Genomic DNA, 18,041 nt, shown 5'->3' with positions numbered 1-18,041 from the left:
CTGCCGGAAGTCTCGTTGTCTCTGGCGGGTTCAGAACGCCCTGGTCAGGCCAACCCGGAACAGCCGCTCGCTTGTGTCAAACTGATCGACACCGGCGACGTAATTGACCGAATGAGAATCATATTCGGTCTGGGTGTAATCGAACCTGACATGCGTCTTTTCACCGACTGCAAATTCAACGCCGCCGCCAAACCGGACACCATCAAGGTCGTCATCCTGATCGACCGACACGCCGCCGAACTGATAGTTGGAATTGAATCTGGAGCGGACGACACCGGCACGCCCGTAAATCAGCACCGAATCGTTGACCACATATCCCAGGCGCAGGCCCGCACCGATCGACCCGATCATTTCCACCGAATAAATCCGGCCTTCCGGGCTTCGTTCAATGTTCCAATCTGCCGTCGAGAGTTCAAATTCAGCCTCGCCGCCAATATAGAAATCGTTGGCCTGATACCCGTACCCGGCAAGCAGACCGCCGGTGAAGCCATGACCCGCGCGGGTGGTGGCAAGCGTGAAAGTGGGCGCTGCGGCATTCGGGCGGGGGCCGGTGTTGTCGCTTTGCACTGTACCGTGCCCCAACTGAACACCGGCATAGAAGCCAGAAAAGTCGGTCGGTTCGATTTCGGGGCCAGGACGGTTCCGCGCGCCGAATTCGTACACAAGACCGACCCGTGCAACGCTTTCGATATTCGCGAAATTGTCATCATCCGCGCCACCAAGGGGCGAGCCGATGGAATAGTCCTCGTAGGCGCGCACCTGATATTCCATCCGTCCCGACAGGCCGCGGCCCAGGGGCACTTCGGTGCCAATACCCACCAGCAGGCCAAGCTCTCGGTCACTGACGGAAACGAGCGGGTTCAGGCCCTGTTGATAGGTGCTGTCGAATTCGGTCGAGACAAGCCCGAAGCGCCCGAAGACAAGGTTGTCATTCCGCGTCCGCACCCCGGCGAGGGCACTCACACCAAACGAGTTGCCGCGTTTGGCCGAGAAATTCCGATTGCCCTGATGTGTCCATCCGGAATCGCTGAACTCCACTTCGGCTTCTGCCCCCAGAACCAGGTTTCCGAAATCCGTGCGGTAACCGGCAAAGACACCGCCCGAGAGGTCGTGGTCGCCGAAATCAGCGGTCAGGTTGCCGCCCGCGCCGCGGGGCCCGTCATTCTTGGTCTGCAAGGCGGTATCGCCAAGCTGCGCCCCGACATAAAACCCGGATGCCCCGGCTTTTGCCAGATTCGGTGCGTCCTTTCGATAGCGCGGGTCAAGCGCTGTGCCAAAACTCAGGGTCAGGCGGTGCTCATCATAGTCGACGCCCGCAACATCCGATTGCCTTTGCAGGAAATCATAATCCGTATCCATATAGATGCGCGGATTGAGATAATACCGCAACGATAGGCCGGTCTCGGTAAGAACATCGCTGCGCGACACCTCTTGATAGTCGTTCTGGGTCAGAAAGAAGTATCCGGCAATGGACATGTCGGGCGCCACCCGGTGACGCAGCCGCAGCCCCGCCGAACTTGAGATATAGCCCGACGCTCCGTTCAGGGTGGTTTCTTCGATGCTGCGTTCAAGGATGCCGGTAAGATCGGTTTTCGCACTGATGGGCCATGTCAGGTCGGCGCCGAAATCGACTGTTGTCGTCCTGCCGAAGCGCGGGTCGTCATAATCCTGCGACATGATCCCCAACAGCGCCTCACCCTTCAGCTCACCGACCTGACCTGTATAGCCGAGCGCCGCCTGAAACCCGTCTGAACTGCGCCGGAATCCCAGGCCCGCGTTGTCGAACCTGTCGTCGTATTCCCGCTTGTCATAAATGCCCTGAACGAAAAACTCACCGTTTTCCGTTGATGCAACGCCCAACCGACCACCGACTTCGGTTTCAACCCGATCCCTGTCGTCGTTGTCGATATTCGCAAATGTCACGCCGTTGAATTGCAGGACATCATCGTAGTCGAGGCGCCGCACATTCACGCCCAGCCGGAAACTCCTGCCGTTGACCTTGCCGCCAAGCCCGAAAAAGCCACTGGCGTCGCGCAATTCGGTGGGCTCCACCCCATTCACGTCATCGGGCGAATTCCGGCTTTCGTGATCCCAGGCATAATCCAGCCCGCCAAACGCAAAGAGATTGCCATTGATGCGATAGCGCGCCTCGGCGCCAAGAAAGTAATCATTGTAGTCTTCGCTCGAATTATCGGCGAACCGGCCAACTTCGGCGGCGGCCTCAAGATTCAGCCTGAAATCCTGTCGGCTCAGCGAAAGAGCGACCCAGGGCTCCAGCACAGTCACGAAATCGGAACGGCGATCATTGGCCGTCAGGAAGACGTTGTCGGTGAACTGTTCGCTGACTGACACACCGGCGTCGATTTTCACAGGATTTGCGTCTTGTGTCGACAGAACCAGTGTATTTTCACTGTCGGCAGCGGCCCATTGTGTGAAGGCAAGAGTGGCAACCCCAGTTAAAAGAGTGCCGTAAAGTTTAGATTTTCTCGCCATTTCAATGCCTTCTCAACGCTATGTTCGGTTCCTCTCCGCCGGTAACAGCTTACCTAACTGGACCAATTGATCTAGGTTAAGTCGCCTGACATTCCGGAACCGCGTGGCAAAAAGCCCACAGTGTTTTGACGTCGCCCCATCAATCGGGGTCTCGGCGTGATGAACGCCAATTCGCTGAACCTGCCCCCACTGTTCAGTCTCTCTGATACGCCCGTGGCCTTGAATTTCGGGGGCATGTTCCTTCGAGACCTAACCGCAGGATTTCAGGCAGTGTGAAGGCCCTGCCATATGCTTGGATTGCATCGGTCCGGCCTGCGCAAACCGCGATTTGCCCGGCCTGTCAGAGGAGACCAAAAATCACGACCCAGACCGACAAAAGAATCGAAGTCACGATGAAGTACCAACGGTTCCAGACCAATCCGACATGGCGTGCCGAAACCCGAGCAAAGCTTCCGATCAGCAGCGTCGTCGCGGTAAACGGCGATGTAGCTGCCGTCAGGGCCCAGCCGGCCGTGACCGCTACAACCACCGCTGTCGGCGATACACCAAGAACCTCTGCCGAGGGAATAAGCGGCACCAGAAGCGTCACGGCAAGGATCGGATTCATACCGAGCTGACCGGCCAACGGAACAATATAAACGCAGGCTATGAAAATCATGGGCGCCGGAACCGTCGACAGATCCATTCCGCCTGCTGTCATTACCGGGGTCAGCAGGGCCGAACCGACCGTCCCGATGTACCCCGCCATCATCAGCAGGACGACCTCTTCTTTAACACCAGGCAGATCCGTCATCATATAGGACGCAATCCGTGCCCGAAACCCCCGCCCGCCGTCCTGCGCCGCGTGACGCGTCTGAAGGAGAGTCCAGGCGACAGCCACCACCGGCACCACCAGAAGGACCAGCCCCACGACCCTGATCCCGGTCAGCAGAAACAAGCCCACGCTGCTCCCCATGATCAGGACAAGAAGCACGAGCAGCGGCGACAACAACAGCCAGCTTCCGTCCGGCTTTTCCCGTGGTCCGCCCTGCGGCGTCACGCGCGGCTTGAAGATGGTGTCGAGCGCCCATCCTGTCCCGGCCATCAGGAAGGCGGTGACCAGTCCCGGCATGACAACGGTGGCCCAGCTTGTGCCGGGAACAAGCGCCGTGGTGATGGCGACGGCGAAGGACAGCGGCGACCACGGCAGAGTTGAGGTGAAGCCGCGCTGGATCGCCAGCAACATGCGCCGCGCCCGGATTTTCCGGATGCGCGGATCCTGCTCCATCCCCATACTTGCGGTCGCCAGGGCGCCAAGCAGCGCGATGGCGCCGTAGTTGAGGACCAGAGCGAACATCTGTCCACCGAAGGTCAGGGCGATATAGCGCCGACCCGGGGGCTGCATGGCCAGAAAGCGGCCTGCGTTCTGAATGGATGGCGCAGATTCTGCCACACTGCGCAGGCTTGCCAATGCGCAAAAGAACGCACAGATGAACGCCGCCTTTGCCAGCCCGGCGCGCGACACGGCCAGCCAGTCGGAACCCTTAAAGGCCAGGGCGATCGTCAGAGCGATCCCGATGAGAACGAAAATCTGCCGCCCGCGCCGAACCTGCGGAGCCAGAAGAACAAGCAGGGACAGCGCCAGTGCTGGCTCTGCGGCCTGTATCATCTGGCCACCACGCCACTCCACCAAGATGACATTGACGGTGACAAGGATCAGGCTGAGGCCTGTTACCCCTGCCACTGCGCGTTTCATGTTGATCGGCATATACTGAATCTATGTCAAACCCGCTGACTAATGCATCAGATTCGCGGGGTCAACGCCTGGTCCCGGAGGTATCCGGCAAAAACAGTTGGAATCCTGCACTATCGCAGGACCTCAGGCAGGCACACATGCGCCCCGTTATCCGTCACGCGTGACATAAAGGCCGGCTTCGGCGACGCAATTATCCCCAAGCGAAATTCCAATGCCTGCATTGGTTCCACCACCTGAAAGCGTGAGGCTGACGGCACCAACTATACTGAGCTGAAATAGCGAATCGAACATTCCCGCGGGCTGATCCGAAACCTTGGCAATCCCTCTGGCGCGGTCTGGTGGGCTTGATTGTGACAGGGGGTGGTTGGACCCTGTTGTCCTTTCGCCAGATTTGCGCATGCTAGGGCTCAATGCAACAAACTTTCATCAGGGAGAAAGCGAGATGTCGGCACCGGGCGAAAACCTTCGTGTGAATGGTGACAGGCTGTGGGACAGTCTGAATGAGATGGCACAGATCGGGCCGGGTGTGGCGGGGGGGAATAATCGCCAGACGCTGACCGACGAAGACGGCGAAGGCCGTGCGCTGTTTCAATCCTGGTGCGAGGCGGCGGGGTGCAGTATTGGCGTCGACCAGCTTGGCAACATGTTTGCCCGGCGTGAAGGCACCGACCCGGACGCGCTGCCGGTCTATGTGGGCAGTCATCTGGACACCCAGCCGACGGGCGGCAAATACGACGGCGTGCTTGGCGTGTTGGGCGGGCTCGAGATCGCGCGCACGCTCAACGATCTGGGGATCAAGACGAAGCACCCGATCGTGGTGACCAACTGGACCAATGAGGAAGGGACGCGATTCGCCCCGGCGATGCTGGCCTCGGGGGTGTTTGCCGGTGTCCACACGCAGGCCTGGGCCGAGATGCGCGAGGATGCCGAGGGCAAAACATTCGGCGACGAGCTGGACCGGATCGGCTGGCGCGGCGAGGAAGAGGTGGGCGCGCGCAGGATGCATGCCTTTTTCGAGCTGCATATCGAACAGGGCCCGATCCTCGAGGCCGAGGGCAAGGATATCGGGGTGGTTACCCACGGGCAGGGGCTGAACTGGACGCAGGTGACGATCACCGGCAAGGACGCGCATACTGGCTCGACCCCGATGCCGATGCGGCGCAATGCTGGGCTGGCCATGGCGCGGGTGCTGGAGAAGGTCGAGGAAATCGCGCTGAGCCACGCGCCCGATGCGGTGGGCGCGGCGGGACATATCGACATCTTCCCCAACTCGCGCAACGTGATTCCCGGCAAGGCGGTGTTTACCGTCGATTTCCGCTCGCCGCAGTTGTCGGTGATCGAGGACATGGTCGCGCGGATGAAGGCGGCGGCGACGGAGATTTGCGCCGGTATGGGCTGTGACGTGGCGTTCGAGACCGTCGGCGGCTTTGACCCGGTAGAATTCGACAGCGGTTGCGTCGAGGCCGTGCGCGGGGCGGCCGAAAGGCTGGGCTATTCGCATCGCGATCTGGTGTCGGGGGCGGGGCACGATGCCTGCTGGATCAACCGCGTGGCGCCCACGGCAATGGTGATGTGCCCCTGCGTCGGCGGGCTGAGCCATAACGAGGCCGAAGAGATCAGCAAGGGCTGGGCGGCCGCCGGGACCGATGTTCTGATGCATGCGGTTGTCGAAACAGCCGGGATCGTGACGCAATAGGGGGCGTTGCCCCCTTACCCCCGGAGTATTTTTACCAAGAAGAAAGCCGGGGCGCGCCAAAATGACAGGGAGACAGATATGAGCGACATTCTGGAGCTTGGGGCGGTCGAGTTGCGCGACCGTCTGGGGGCCGGGCAGCTGAGCGCCGAAGAGCTTATGCGGGCGACGCTGGAGCGGATCGAAAAAACGAACGGTGTTTTGAACGCCGTTGTGTCGATGAAAGACGGCGATGCGCTGATGGCCGAGGCGCGTGCTGCCGATGCCGCGCCGGTTGGCGGTGCTTTGGCGGGGCTTCCCATCTGTGTGAAGGACATGGCCAATGCAAAGGGGTTCCCGACCAGCATGGGATCACCGGCCTTTGCCGGCAGGATCGCGAAAAAGGACGACCTGTTCGTGTCGCGCATGCGCAAGGCCGGGGCCATCGTGATCGGGAAGTCGAACACGCCTGAGTTTGCTCTTGGCAGCCATACGTTCAACCCGGTGCATGGCGCGACATGCAACCCCTACGATTCAAGCGTGTCCTGTGGCGGGTCGTCGGGCGGCGCGGCGGTTGCGCTGGCGGCGCGCATGGTGTCGATTGCGGACGGGTCGGACATGATGGGCAGTCTGCGCAATCCGGCAGGATGGAACAATGTGTACGGCATGCGTCCAAGTTGGGGCCTTGTTCCCGCAGAGCCCGCAGCGGACACGTTCCTGCATCAGATTTCGACCGATGGCCCGATGGCGCGCAGCCCGCAGGACCTTGCTTTGCTGCTGAAGGTCATGGCGGGCCCGGATCCGCGACAGCCGCACAGTATGCTCGTTCCCGATCTGGAACTGGCCGGGATCGACCCGGCAGGGGTCAGGATTGGCTGGCTGGGGAACTGGGACGGCGCCTTTCCGATGGATGAGGGCATTCTGGACCTGTGTCAGGCCGCATGCCAGACGCTTGCCGATCTCGGGTGCCGGGTAGAGGACGTTCCCGCGCCCTACAGCCGTGAGGCGCTGTGGGACAGTTGGACGACCCTGCGGAGCTGGACGATGGCGTCAAAACTCTCGGGGTTGCTGGAGAGTCCGAAAACGCGGGATCAGATCAAGGCGGATGCCGTTTGGGAGATTGAGCGCGGGCTTGCGATGAAGGCCGTGGAGGTTCACAAGGCCAGCGTCGCCCGCTCGGGATGGTTTCAGACGGCGGCGACGCTGTTTGATACCTACGATGCGCTGGTCTTGCCGACCGCGCAGGTCTGGCCGTTTCCGTTGGACTGGAGCTGGCCGGCAGAGGTGGCCGGACTCAAGATGGACACCTATCACCGCTGGATGGAGGCGATGGTGCCGGCCAGCCTGGCTGGGCTGCCTGCCTTGGCGATGCCTGCCGGGTTCGGAGACAACGGGTTGCCGATGGGTATTCAGCTGATTGGCCGGAAAGGAGGCGATCGGCGGCTTCTGGACATAGCGGCGCTGTATCATGAGGCGACGGCCTGGCCGCAGAAGAATCCGCCAAAGCTGGCTGGCGTGTGAAACGCCTCAGAAGGTCGGGGGCGTGTTCGCCCAGAGCACGCGTGTACGTGTCTTTCCGGGATTGCGGTAGGCATGCCGACGGCTGGAATTGAAATGAAAGGAGTCGTTTTCGCGCAGATGATACAGGGTATCGTCGAGCGTCAGTTCAAGTTCGCCTTCCAGAACGTAGCCCATTTCTTCGCCCACATGCTGAATATGGTCTTCACTGGAGCCATTCGGTTCAATGATGTGGATGTTGCATTGCAGGATGTGATCCTTGGAATGCGGAATGATGCGTTCGAGGCAGATTCCGGTGCCCCGCCGAACCGGGTCCAGGTCGATGACCGGGCGTTCCCCCATGCGTGAGACGACCTGTTCCTTGCCGTTCGTTTCATCAAACAGAAGCCCGATCGTGATATCCAGCGCCTGTGTGATACGGTGCAGAAGGGCGACAGAGGGCTGGGTCTTGTCGTTCTCGATCTTCGACATGTGCCCTTCTGAGGTATTGGCCAGTTCCGCCAGTTGTTTCAGGGTCATGTTTCGGATTCTGCGCAGTGCTTTAATTCGACTTCCGATCATGTACCCAACCTTTTTTGACCAGTGATTTGCATCGTTCCTTTCTTTTCCCGACCTCTTCGATTGTCAACTGTGCTATAAAATTAAGCATCTCCGGCCACTTGCGGACAAGTTTATGCAAGATACTTGCATAGTGCGGCGAACTGCGCTTACCTTTGGCCTTGTCAGCTGTTTCGCAGCGCGACCATGAAAATGAATGATAGCCAGCGGTTGGGACGTTGAATGCGTCGCCCTGCCGGGAAGCAAACTCAGGGAGTCACAAATGCCTATCACTGCATTTGCTAATGTATTGAAGAAATCCGCCCGTCATGCCGTGCTGTCCGCACCGATTGCCGTTGCGGGTCTGATGGGGGCCACGGCGCCGGTCAGCGCGGAATCGGTGCTGAAGATCGTGCCGCATGCCGACCTTCGCAATGTCGACCCGATCTGGACGACGGCGTATATCACCCGAAACCACGGGTATCTGGTGTTCGACACGCTGTTCGCGCTCGACGAAAACCTGGAGGTCCAGCCGCAGATGGCTGCGGGCCACGACGTCAGCGAAGACGGGCTGACCTATACGATCACGCTGCGCGACGGTCTGACCTTCCATGACGGATCGCCGGTGACCGCCGAAGACGTCGTTGCATCGATCAAGCGGTGGGGCGCGCGGGACGGGATGGGTCAGAAGCTGATGCGCGTCACCGCCAGCCTTGAAGCGGCGGATGACAAGACTGTTGTTCTGACACTGAGCGAATCCTATGGCCTGGTGTTGCAATCGCTTGGCAAGATTTCGTCCAACGTGCCGTTCATCATGCCCAAGCGTCTGGCCGAAACCGACCCCAACAAACAGGTCGAGGAAATCATCGGTTCGGGGCCGTTCAAATTCGTTGCCGACGAGTGGCAGCCGGGCAACCAGGTGGTTTACGAAAAATTCGACGAATATGTGCCGCGTGAAGAGCCCGCAAGCTATGCCGCGGGCGGCAAAGTGGCCAATGTGGATCGTGTCGAGTGGCGCTATATCCCCGATGCGGCGACCGCAAGCCAGGCCCTGCTGGCCGGTGAGGTGGATTACTACGAGCAACCTGCCGTCGACCTGCTGCCGATGATCCAGTCGGACCCCTCGATCAAGGTCGAGACTGTTGACCCGCTTGGCACGCAGGGCGTTGTCCGCTTCAACTTCAAATACCCGCCGTTCGACAACAAGAAGGCCCGTCAGGCCGCGTTGTGGGCCGTGCAACAGGCCGACTACATGTATTCGATCATGGGTGACCCGGCCTATTTTGAAGAGTTCTGCGGCGCCTATTTCATGTGCGGCGGGCCCTACGAAACCGATATCGGCAGCGAGCCGCTTCGTGAAAAGGATGTCGAAAAGGCCAAGGCTCTGCTGGCGGAATCCGGCTATGACGGGCGCGAGGTGCTGATCCTTGATCCGACGGATATTCCTGTGGCGCACGGGCAGGCGCTTGTGACGGCGCAGGCGCTGCGCGAGATCGGCATGAACGTGAAGCTGGTCGCGATGGACTGGGCGACGATGACGTCGCGCCGGGCCGTCCGCGAAGCCCCCGAGAATGGTGGCTGGAACATCTTCCCGACATGGTGGCTGGCGGCCGACCAGTTGAACCCCGTGACCAACATCTCGGTTGCGGCTTCGGGCGAAAATGCCTGGTTCGGCTGGCCTGAAAACCAGAAGATTGAAGATCTGCGCAATGCTTTTGCCAAGGAAACCGATGCGGCAAAGCAGATGGAGATCATCGAGGAATTGCAGGCCGAGCTTTATGATTTCGTGCCCTATATCCCGACCGGACAGTACTATCAGCCGACTGCCTTCCGCGACAACGTGAAGGGCGTTCTGGAGGCCCCGGTTCCGTTCTTCTGGAACATTTCGGTCGAGTAATCGTCCTTTGATCAGGCAGCGCGCGCCCGTCGCGCGCTGCCGCCCAATCAACAAGGTGAGCCGGGCATGTACGCATATATCATTCGTCGACTTATCGCGACCATCCCGATCATGGCGATCGTGGCGGTGTTTGTTTTCATGTTGCTGCACCTCAGTCCGGGCGACCCGGCGGCGATCATTGCCGGGGATTTTGCAACCGAAGAGCAGATACTGAAAATTCGCGAACAACTGGGCCTGAACGATCCGCTTTATGTCCAGTTCGGGGGCTGGCTGCTCAACCTGCTGCATGGGGACATGGGGCAATCCATCTATTCCGGACTGCCGGTGACCAAGCTGATCGGGCAGCGGCTTGAGCCGACGCTGATGCTGACGCTTTGCACCATGCTGATCGCCATCACCCTGGCGATCCCGCTTGGCGTCATCGCGGCCTGGAAAGTCGGAACATGGATCGACCGCGCGGTCATGACGCTGGCGGTCTTCGGGTTTTCGGTTCCGGTTTTCGTGATCGGTTACCTGCTGATCCTCGGCGGGTCGCGCAAATTGGGCTGGTTCCCGGTGCAGGGCTATACCAGCATCCTTGAAAGCGTGCCGGGGTTCCTGTCGCATATCATCTTGCCCGCGTTAACGCTGGGGGCGGTCTATATGGCGCTGATCGCGCGCATGACCCGCGCCACGATGCTGGATGTCCTGAATGAGGATTACGTGCGCACCGCCTATGCCAAGGGACTGGCGACGCGCAAGGTGCTGATCAAGCATGCGCTCAAGAATGCGATGGTGCCGATCAGCACCACGATCGGTCTGGGGGTTGCCCTGCTGATCGGCGGTGTGGTCGTGACCGAAAGTGTGTTTGCCATTCCCGGCCTTGGGCGGCTGACGGTCGATGCGGTTCTGCGCACCGACTATCCCGTGATCCAGGGCGTTATCCTCGTGTTTTCCTTCACCTATGTCCTGCTGAACCTGCTGATCGACCTGAGCTATGTGCTGTTCGATCCGCGCATCCGGTATTGAGCCGGTCAGCCAGAAGTCCAAGGATAGAAATCCAATGAGTTTGCATGTGCAAGAACTGTCATTCGGCGCGCGCCTGAAGCATCGTGCGGGGGTGGTCGCGGAATCTTTCAAGCGCAATCCGACGATGCTGTTCGGGGTGGCCGTATTGTTGCTGATGGCGGGGCTGGCGTTTCTGGCGCCCTGGCTGGGCCTGGCCGACCCGATGCAGCAATCCCCGCGCAACCGGCTGCAATCGCCGTCACTCCATGCGCTGTTCGGGACCGATATGTACGGGCGCGATTTGTTCAGCCGTGTCCTGCATGGCGGGCAGGTGTCGCTGGTCGTCGGCTTGACGGTCGCCGCCCTGGCCACGAGTTTCGGGCTCGCCATCGGTTTGGTGTCGGGGTTCGTGCGCGGTGTCGATGCCGTGATCATGCGCCTTATGGATGCGCTGATGTCCATTCCTTCGATCCTGCTGGCCATCGCGCTGGTGGCGCTGTGGGGCAGCAGCGTGCCCAACGTGATCCTGGCGCTGACCATCCCGGAAATTCCGCGTGTGGTGCGGCTGGTGCGGTCGGTCGTCCTGATGCTGCGCGACCAGCTTTATGTGCAGGCGGCAATCGCCTGTGGCACCTCGACCCCACGTATCCTGATCCGGCACATCCTGCCCAATACCATCCCGCCGCTGATCGTGCAGGCGACCTATATCTGCGCGCAGGCGGTGATTTTCGAGGCTTACCTGAGCTTTGTCGGTGCGGGCACGCCGCCGGAAATCCCCAGTTGGGGCAACATCATGGCCGAGGGGCGGATGTTCTTTTTCCAATCCGTCGGGATCATCCTGTATCCGGGGGCGTTTCTGGCCCTGACGGTTTTCGCGATCAACACCTTCGGGGACGGTCTGCGTGACTCGCTCGATCCGCGCATGCAAAGGAGGGTCTGAGAAGATGACCGAAGACACTTCTCTTCTGGATCGCGGCCCGTCCGCAGAGGCCGGAACGGACCCCGTGCTTGAGGTCGACGACCTGCGCACTTATTTCGACACGCGCGATGGTGTCGTCAAGGCGGTCGACGGGCTGAACTTTGCCGTCCGCCCCGGTGAAATTCTGGGTGTGGTGGGGGAATCCGGTTGCGGTAAATCCATCACGTCTCTGTCGGTCATGCAGCTTTTGCCGCGCCCGCCTGCGCGGTTCGCCTCGGGGCGGATCATGTTCAAGGGCCGCGATCTTTTGCAGGCCAGCGAAGACGAGATGCGTCATGTGCGTGGCAATGAAATCTCGATGATCTTCCAGGACCCGATGTCATCGCTCAACCCGGTTCTGAGCATCGGGGACCAGTTGACCGAGTCGATCATGCTGCATCAGGGCCTGTCCCGGAAACAGGCGATGGACCATGCCGCCGAGATGCTGGACCTTGTGCATATCCCAGAGCCGCGCCGCCGCCTGAAAGAATATCCGCACCAGTTGTCGGGCGGGATGCGGCAACGGGTGATGATCGCCATGGCGCTGTCGTGCAATCCTTCGGTGCTGATCGCGGACGAGCCGACAACGGCGCTGGACGTGACCATCCAGGCGCAGATTCTCGCGCTGATGGAGGAAATCCGCGACAAGCTGAAAACCGCGATTATCCTGATCACGCACGATCTGGGCGTGGTGGCGGAAATGGCTGACCGGGTTCTGGTCATGTATGCCGGGCGCAAGGTGGAAGAAGCGGATGTTGCCGAAATATTCGAACGCCCGCAGCATCCCTATACGCGCGGGCTTATGCGGTCGGTGCCGCGGCTGACGACCGATTTTTCCGAGGCGCGCCAAGAGCGGCTTTCGGAAATCCCCGGTATCGTTCCGGCCCTGACCAACCTGCCGAAGGGCTGCACCTTTGCCGAGCGTTGCGCCTTTGCGACGGACCGTTGCCGCGCGGAATATCCCGCGCTTGAAGCCAAGAAACCCGATCACCTTGCCGCGTGCTGGGAAAGTGTAAACCTGCCGGACTGGACCCTATGACCGTGAAATCAGAGACACCGCTTCTTGAAGTCAGGAACCTGACCAAGCATTTCCCGATCCGGGGCGGGCTACGTAACCGTGAACTGGCGCGCGTCTATGCTGTGGACGGTGTTTCGTTCTCGGTGAATGCGGGCGAAACCCTTGGGATCGTTGGTGAATCGGGTTGTGGCAAATCCACGACAGGCAAGGCGATCCTGCGTCTGGAAGACCCGACCAGCGGGCAGATCCTGCTGAAAGGCAAGGATATCACCCATATCTCGCGCCGGGAGATGCACCCGTATCGCCAACAGATGCAGGTCATCTTTCAGGACCCTTACGCATCGCTCAACCAAAGGCTGCGGGCCGGGGATATCGTGGGCGAACCGCTTGGCAATTATGGCAACCTGACCCCGGCGGAGCGGCGTGAAAAAGTGGCCGACCTGTTTGCGCGTGTCGGGCTGCGGCAGGACGCGATGCATCGCTTTCCCTATGAGTTTTCGGGCGGACAGCGCCAGAGGCTGGGGATCGCGCGGGCGCTTGCGCTGAACCCCGAGATCATCATTGCTGACGAACCCGTTTCGGCGCTTGATGTGTCCGTGCAGGCGCAGGTAGTGAACCTGATGATGGACCTGCAAGAGGAACTGGGCCTGTCCTATCTGTTCATCGCACATGATCTGGCGATCGTTCAGCATATCAGCCACCGGATCGGCGTGATGTATCTGGGCAAGCTGGTCGAGATCACGGACAAGCAAAGCCTGTTCCGCTCGCCGCAGCATCCCTATACCGAGGCGTTGCTTGAATCCGTCCCCATCCCCGACCCGCGCAGACGCAAGACGCGCAAGGTGCTGAAGGGTGATGTGCCAAGCCCGATGAAGCCGCCCAAAGGGTGCAACTTCAATACCCGCTGCCCCTTTGCCGTGGACCGCTGTTTCAAGGAAGAGCCCGAGTTGCGCGAAGTCGCGCCGGGGCACATGGCCGCGTGCCATCTTCGCTGACCAAATTTGCCGGAGACCAAAATGACTGACCTGACCGGACTGGACCTGACCCGGAAACTGATCGAGTTCAACACGATCAGCCCGCCGGGTAATGAGGCCGAATGCGCGCGTTATATCGCCGGGTTGCTGGAAAATGCGGGGTTTCAGATCACCTGGCATGATTGGCAGCCGCAACGGCCCAATCTGATCGCGACGCTGCCCGCGACCGAAGAGGCGACGCGCGGTGCGATTGTCTATTCGGGGCATCTCGATACCGTGCCGCTTGGACAGGTGGACTGGAGCGAAGACCCATTCGCAGGCGAGATCAAGGATGGCCGCATGTACGGGCGCGGAACATCGGACATGAAAAGCGGCGTGGCCGCCTGCATCATGGCCGGGCTTGCACTGGCGCAAGAGCCGGTACGCCGCGCCGAGGTCAAGCTGATCTTCAGCGCCGGCGAGGAAACCGGGTGCGAAGGTGTGCTGGCACTGGCCGAATGCCCGGACCTGTTGGGCACTTGCGACGCGCTGGTCGTTGCGGAACCCACCGACAACCGCCCGTTCATCGGGCACAAGGGCGCGCTGTGGCTGACGCTTGTCCACAAGGGCGTGACGGCGCATGGATCAATGCCCGAAAAGGGGAAGAACGCCATTTTCGCCGCTTGCGAGTCGATCTCCGCACTGCGCGGGTTCGATTTCGGCGTCGAGCCGCATCCGGTCATGGGGGGGGCGTCGTTGAATGTGGGCAACATGAGTGCTGGCCTGAACGTCAACTCGGTTCCCGATCTGGCCCGTGTGGGTGTCGATATCCGCTCGACCGTGGGGCAGAGCAATGCCGGGATCAAGGAACAGCTTGCAGCACTTCTTGGCGACGACGTGGACATCGAGCCGATGACCGACATGGATCATGTCTTTACGGCCCCTGACCACCCGTGGATGCAACAGGTGTTTGCCGTTGTGGAAGAGGTGACGGGCCAGCGGCCCGAGGTCGGGGCCGCGACGTATTTCACCGATGCCTCGGTTCTCAAACCCGCCATGGGCGATCCGGCAACCCTGATCATGGGGCCGGGCGCGATGGCGATGGCGCATCAGACGGATGAATATTTCGAAACCGCGCTGATGGCTCCCTGTGTCGAGGTATTCACCCGTCTGGGCCGGCAGCATATCATCTGAGAATGTCAAACGAGACCCATTGCCTGAATTGTGGCGGCAAACTGAAGCGCAACACGCCGATCTGTCCGCAATGTCGCGTCGCGCAGCCGGTCAGACCCGTCGGGGGGCTGATCGGCCTGATCGTTCTGCTTGCGCTTGTGGGTGTATCCGTGCTGGTGGCGATATTCTAAGTGAGGCAGCCGGGATGCCGGTGGCATCAGGTAATCAAACAGGTCCCCTTGACGGTAATAAGGATGCGCCGGACCTTATCCGCGGACCTTGTTGCACGGATCACCCTTGATCGCATGTGCGGAAAACTGGGCGGAGGGCGGCTGTGTCCCCGGCATGTAAATGCCGGGAACCTTTCATACGTTGTTCTCATCCCAAGTGATGAACTTCCGGCAGCCCGTAGACCGGGGTTGGAAGGCCTTCCATCCGGGCCTTGATCTGCAGCGACAGGAACTGCGAGTAGTGCCGCGACTGATGCAGGTTGCCGCCATGCATCCACAAGTTCGCCACCTGCGTCGGTTTCCACATGTTGCGCTGCTCGCCTTCCCACGGGCCCGGATCCTTTGTCGTGTCTGACCCAAGGCCCCAGCACTTCCCAAGCTGGTCGGCCTTTTCCTGGCCCATCAGGTCCGCGACCCACCCGTTCATGGAGTTGTAGCCGGTAGCATAGACCACCAGGTCCGCGTCCAGATGCGTGCCGTCGTCGAGGATTACACCGGTTTCATCAAGCTCTGTCACCTGCCCGCGTTTCAGCTTTACCTTGCCGTCGATGATCAGCTGGCTGGCGCCTACGTCGATGTAATAGCCCGATCCGCGCCGCAAGTATTTCATAAACAGCCCAGAGCCGTCGTCGCCCCAATCAAGCCAGAAGCCCGCCTTTTCGAGCCCCTCATAGAACGCGTTGTCGCGCGCCTTCATCTGCTCGTAAGCCGGGATCTGGAACTCGGGCAGGATGCGATAGGGCAGCGAGGCAAAGATAAGGTCCGCCTTTTCGGTCGTCACACCAGCGCGCACGGCCTCTTCGGAATAGAGCGCACCCAAGCCGATTTCCATCAGCGAGTCCGACCGCACGATATGAGTCGAGGACCGCTGCACCATGGTCACGTCGGCGTCATTCTCCCAAAGTGCGGCACAGATATCATGGGCCGAGTTGTTCGATCCCACGACAACCACCTTCTTGCCCGCCCAGCGATCAGGGCCCTCATGCTCGGACGAATGCTGTTGCACCCCCTTGAACCTGTCCATACCGGGAAAGTCAGGCATCCGTTTCTTGCCCGACATGCCGGTGGCCATGACCAGTTGCTTGGGCTTCAGGACCACTTTCTCGCCATCACGGTCCACCACGACGGTCCACTCCTGCGTCTCCTCGTCGAATTCCGCGCTCTTGGCCGAGGTTCTTGTCCAGTAGTTCAGCTCCATGACCTTGGTGTACATCTCCAGCCAATCGCCGATCTTGTCCTTCGGCGCAAAGACGGGCCAGTTCTCAGGGAACTTGATATAGGGCAGGTGGTCATACCAGACCGGATCATGCAGGCAGAGCGACTTGTAACGTTTGCGCCAGCTGTCTCCGGGTCGGTCGTTACGCTCCACGATGATCGTCGGCACGCCCAATTGCCGCAGTCGCGCACCCATCGCGATCCCGCCTTGCCCGCCGCCGATGATCAGGCAATAGGGCTGCGTCTTGTATCCCAGCTCAGCTGCCTCGCGCTCGCGCTCCTCCTTCCAGGTCTCGCGGTTCTTCGCGGCCCCGTGCCTTGCACCCAGAGGCCGGTTGAAGCCTGCGGGTTCCTCATGGCCTTTCAGTTCCACCATTGTGGTAAGCAGGGTCCAGATTTTGTCGCCCTTCAGCCGTATCAGGCCATAGCCCCGCGCCACCTCTGTCTCGAACTGAATCCAGGCCGTTGTGACACCGTTTTCCTCGGTCGGCGCCTCCCCCTCGGCGAGCTTCCAGCCCGTGGGTTTTGTCCTGTCGAGCTGCTGGGAAAGCATGTCGGCGATCTCGTCCTTGCCCTCAAGCGTCTTGAGGTTCCAGGTGAACGTGACAAGGTCGCGCCAATAACAATCGTCCTGAAACATGTCACATGCCTTGGCGATGCCGCCCTTTTCCAGCGCCTCACCGAATTTATCGAGTATCGCCTGCGTCTGGTCTGCGATCGTTGTGTCGAGCATCTGTTCCTCCCTTGGTTGGTTTGAGTTTCCTCCGACCGGGAGGCTGGCAAGGGAAACGGTGTGCAGGCAACACAAATTGCGACCAAAACCGATCAATCGCGCAATCAGGGGGGCGGGCTGTTGCGTGTGCAACGGGCGCGCAACATGACGAAACGGCCTATTCGGGGGGCGTTAGCCCTGCCTTGCGGAGCCGTCGAAGCACAGTTGAGCGGTTCACCCCGAGGCGGCGCCCTGCCTGCGCCATGTTCCAGCCGCAGGCCGCCATCAGCGTTTCGAGGTCTTCCTGCTCCAAGTGTTCCGTGACCGCCTGACGCTCCTGCGCCAATGGCAGGTCCGGCAGGTCGATGACCCGCCCCTCGCACAGCGCTACGGCCACGTCCAGCGCTGACTCCAACTCGCGGATATTTCCGGCCCATGCCCGCGATTTCAACTCGGCCCTGGCCGCGGGAGAAAGACGCAGATCATCGGTGCAGCGCCGACGCAGCAGACGGTCGATCAACCAGTCCATATCGGTCCGGTGCCGTAGCGGCGGCATGCTCAACACAGCGCCCGCCAGCCGATGATAGAGATCCGGGCGCATCGTGTCGGCAAGGTCTCCGGGCGCACAACGGCAGGATGCCACGATGCGCAAATGTGGCGCATGATCGAGAAGCGCCAGCATGTTGGCCTGTGTCTGCGCATCAAGGTCCTCGACCCCGCGCAAGAAAAGCGTCCCCGGCTCGGAATTTTGCAGCGCCGCAAGATCTGCGGCCGTGGCACAGCGTACCGTGTGAAAAACGCGTGCCGTCGCCACCGAGACATGGATCGCGCGCGCCAGCTTTTCTTTTCCGGTACCGGTCTCGCCCGAGATCAGAAGCGGAATCTGCGTTGGTGCCAGCCGGGCCGCTTGCCCCAGCATGCGTTCCAGGGCCGGATCCGCCCC

Annotated in this window: 15 protein-coding genes; 9 read left to right on the top strand and 6 right to left on the bottom strand. The window is 60.6% G+C overall.

Annotated features, from left to right (window positions below; all coding sequences use genetic code 11):
- Positions 1-30: 30 nt before the first annotated feature.
- From QZ522_RS07520 to QZ522_RS19080, 3 genes are all read right to left on the bottom strand, one after another.
- Positions 31-2,370 carry an outer membrane beta-barrel protein gene (locus tag QZ522_RS07520; protein ID WP_294609251.1) on the bottom strand — a complete coding sequence of 780 codons (2,340 nt, stop codon included), beginning with the start codon at positions 2,368-2,370 and terminating at the stop codon, positions 31-33.
- Between the two features lie 463 nt (positions 2,371-2,833).
- Positions 2,834-4,240, bottom strand: a complete 1,407-nt coding sequence (locus QZ522_RS07515) for a hypothetical protein (protein WP_294609246.1) — start codon at positions 4,238-4,240, stop codon at positions 2,834-2,836.
- A gap of 135 nt (positions 4,241-4,375) precedes the next feature.
- Positions 4,376-4,519, bottom strand: a complete 144-nt coding sequence (locus tag QZ522_RS19080) for a DapH/DapD/GlmU-related protein (protein ID WP_365353533.1) — start codon at positions 4,517-4,519, stop codon at positions 4,376-4,378.
- Positions 4,520-4,670: 151 nt separating this feature from the next.
- Here QZ522_RS19080 and QZ522_RS07510 point away from each other — a divergent pair, with 151 nt between their 5' ends.
- Both QZ522_RS07510 and QZ522_RS07505 read left to right on the top strand, forming a co-directional pair.
- Complete coding sequence (locus tag QZ522_RS07510) at positions 4,671-5,924, top strand: Zn-dependent hydrolase (RefSeq protein WP_294609244.1); 1,254 nt, start codon at positions 4,671-4,673, stop codon at positions 5,922-5,924.
- Between the two features lie 78 nt (positions 5,925-6,002).
- Positions 6,003-7,421, top strand: coding sequence for an amidase (locus tag QZ522_RS07505; RefSeq protein ID WP_294609240.1), 1,419 nt, complete (start codon positions 6,003-6,005; stop codon positions 7,419-7,421).
- Positions 7,422-7,427: 6 nt separating this feature from the next.
- Here the strand turns inward: QZ522_RS07505 and QZ522_RS07500 are convergent, their stop codons facing one another.
- Positions 7,428-7,979 (bottom strand): cupin domain-containing protein, encoded by a 552-nt coding sequence (locus tag QZ522_RS07500; RefSeq protein ID WP_294609233.1) that lies wholly within the window; start codon positions 7,977-7,979, stop codon positions 7,428-7,430.
- 259 nt (positions 7,980-8,238) lie between these two features.
- Between QZ522_RS07500 and QZ522_RS07495 the strand changes: the two genes are divergently transcribed.
- The 7 genes from QZ522_RS07495 (at position 8,239) to QZ522_RS07465 (ending at position 15,132) form a co-directional block, all read left to right on the top strand.
- Positions 8,239-9,852, top strand: a complete 1,614-nt coding sequence (locus QZ522_RS07495; protein WP_294609230.1) for an ABC transporter substrate-binding protein — start codon at positions 8,239-8,241, stop codon at positions 9,850-9,852.
- 66 nt (positions 9,853-9,918) lie between these two features.
- Complete coding sequence (locus QZ522_RS07490) at positions 9,919-10,860, top strand: ABC transporter permease (RefSeq protein WP_294609228.1); 942 nt, start codon at positions 9,919-9,921, stop codon at positions 10,858-10,860.
- 34 nt (positions 10,861-10,894) lie between these two features.
- Positions 10,895-11,779 carry an ABC transporter permease gene (locus QZ522_RS07485; RefSeq protein ID WP_294609227.1) on the top strand — a complete coding sequence of 295 codons (885 nt, stop codon included), beginning with the start codon at positions 10,895-10,897 and terminating at the stop codon, positions 11,777-11,779.
- Positions 11,780-11,783: 4 nt separating this feature from the next.
- Positions 11,784-12,836, top strand: a complete 1,053-nt coding sequence (locus QZ522_RS07480) for an ABC transporter ATP-binding protein (RefSeq protein ID WP_294609226.1) — start codon at positions 11,784-11,786, stop codon at positions 12,834-12,836.
- On the top strand, positions 12,833-13,810 hold the full coding sequence (locus QZ522_RS07475) for a dipeptide ABC transporter ATP-binding protein (RefSeq protein WP_294609225.1): 978 nt from the start codon (positions 12,833-12,835) through the stop codon (positions 13,808-13,810). Before QZ522_RS07480 ends, QZ522_RS07475 begins: the two co-directional genes overlap by 4 nt.
- Before the next feature lie 21 nt (positions 13,811-13,831).
- Positions 13,832-14,962, top strand: coding sequence for a M20 family metallopeptidase (locus QZ522_RS07470; RefSeq protein ID WP_294609224.1), 1,131 nt, complete (start codon positions 13,832-13,834; stop codon positions 14,960-14,962).
- Positions 14,963-14,964: 2 nt separating this feature from the next.
- Positions 14,965-15,132 carry a hypothetical protein gene (locus QZ522_RS07465; protein WP_294609223.1) on the top strand — a complete coding sequence of 56 codons (168 nt, stop codon included), beginning with the start codon at positions 14,965-14,967 and terminating at the stop codon, positions 15,130-15,132.
- A gap of 187 nt (positions 15,133-15,319) precedes the next feature.
- On the opposite strand, the gene QZ522_RS07460 is transcribed toward QZ522_RS07465, so the two are convergent.
- On the bottom strand, positions 15,320-17,119 hold the full coding sequence (locus QZ522_RS07460) for an NAD(P)/FAD-dependent oxidoreductase (protein ID WP_294609222.1): 1,800 nt from the start codon (positions 17,117-17,119) through the stop codon (positions 15,320-15,322).
- A 157-nt stretch (positions 17,120-17,276) separates the two neighbouring features.
- On the bottom strand, positions 17,277-18,041 hold a 765-nt coding region (locus QZ522_RS07455), incomplete at its 5' end, for a sigma 54-interacting transcriptional regulator (protein WP_294609221.1).

The sequence above is a fragment of the uncultured Roseovarius sp. genome (genome assembly GCF_913054395.1).
GTDB lineage: Bacteria > Pseudomonadota > Alphaproteobacteria > Rhodobacterales > Rhodobacteraceae > Roseovarius.
This window is presented reverse-complemented; position numbering and strand designations above follow the sequence as displayed.

Coding starts and splice junctions, on each gene's coding strand:
- QZ522_RS07515 (WP_294609246.1), bottom strand. CDS start 4,240: ATGCCGATCAACATGAAACGCGCAGTGGCAGGGGTAACAGGCCTCAGC.
- QZ522_RS19080 (WP_365353533.1), bottom strand. CDS start 4,519: ATGTTCGATTCGCTATTTCAGCTCAGTATAGTTGGTGCCGTCAGCCTC.
- QZ522_RS07510 (WP_294609244.1), top strand. CDS start 4,671: ATGTCGGCACCGGGCGAAAACCTTCGTGTGAATGGTGACAGGCTGTGG.
- QZ522_RS07505 (WP_294609240.1), top strand. CDS start 6,003: ATGAGCGACATTCTGGAGCTTGGGGCGGTCGAGTTGCGCGACCGTCTG.
- QZ522_RS07500 (WP_294609233.1), bottom strand. CDS start 7,979: ATGATCGGAAGTCGAATTAAAGCACTGCGCAGAATCCGAAACATGACC.
- QZ522_RS07495 (WP_294609230.1), top strand. CDS start 8,239: ATGCCTATCACTGCATTTGCTAATGTATTGAAGAAATCCGCCCGTCAT.
- QZ522_RS07490 (WP_294609228.1), top strand. CDS start 9,919: ATGTACGCATATATCATTCGTCGACTTATCGCGACCATCCCGATCATG.
- QZ522_RS07485 (WP_294609227.1), top strand. CDS start 10,895: ATGAGTTTGCATGTGCAAGAACTGTCATTCGGCGCGCGCCTGAAGCAT.
- QZ522_RS07480 (WP_294609226.1), top strand. CDS start 11,784: ATGACCGAAGACACTTCTCTTCTGGATCGCGGCCCGTCCGCAGAGGCC.
- QZ522_RS07475 (WP_294609225.1), top strand. CDS start 12,833: ATGACCGTGAAATCAGAGACACCGCTTCTTGAAGTCAGGAACCTGACC.
- QZ522_RS07470 (WP_294609224.1), top strand. CDS start 13,832: ATGACTGACCTGACCGGACTGGACCTGACCCGGAAACTGATCGAGTTC.
- QZ522_RS07465 (WP_294609223.1), top strand. CDS start 14,965: ATGTCAAACGAGACCCATTGCCTGAATTGTGGCGGCAAACTGAAGCGC.
- QZ522_RS07460 (WP_294609222.1), bottom strand. CDS start 17,119: ATGCTCGACACAACGATCGCAGACCAGACGCAGGCGATACTCGATAAA.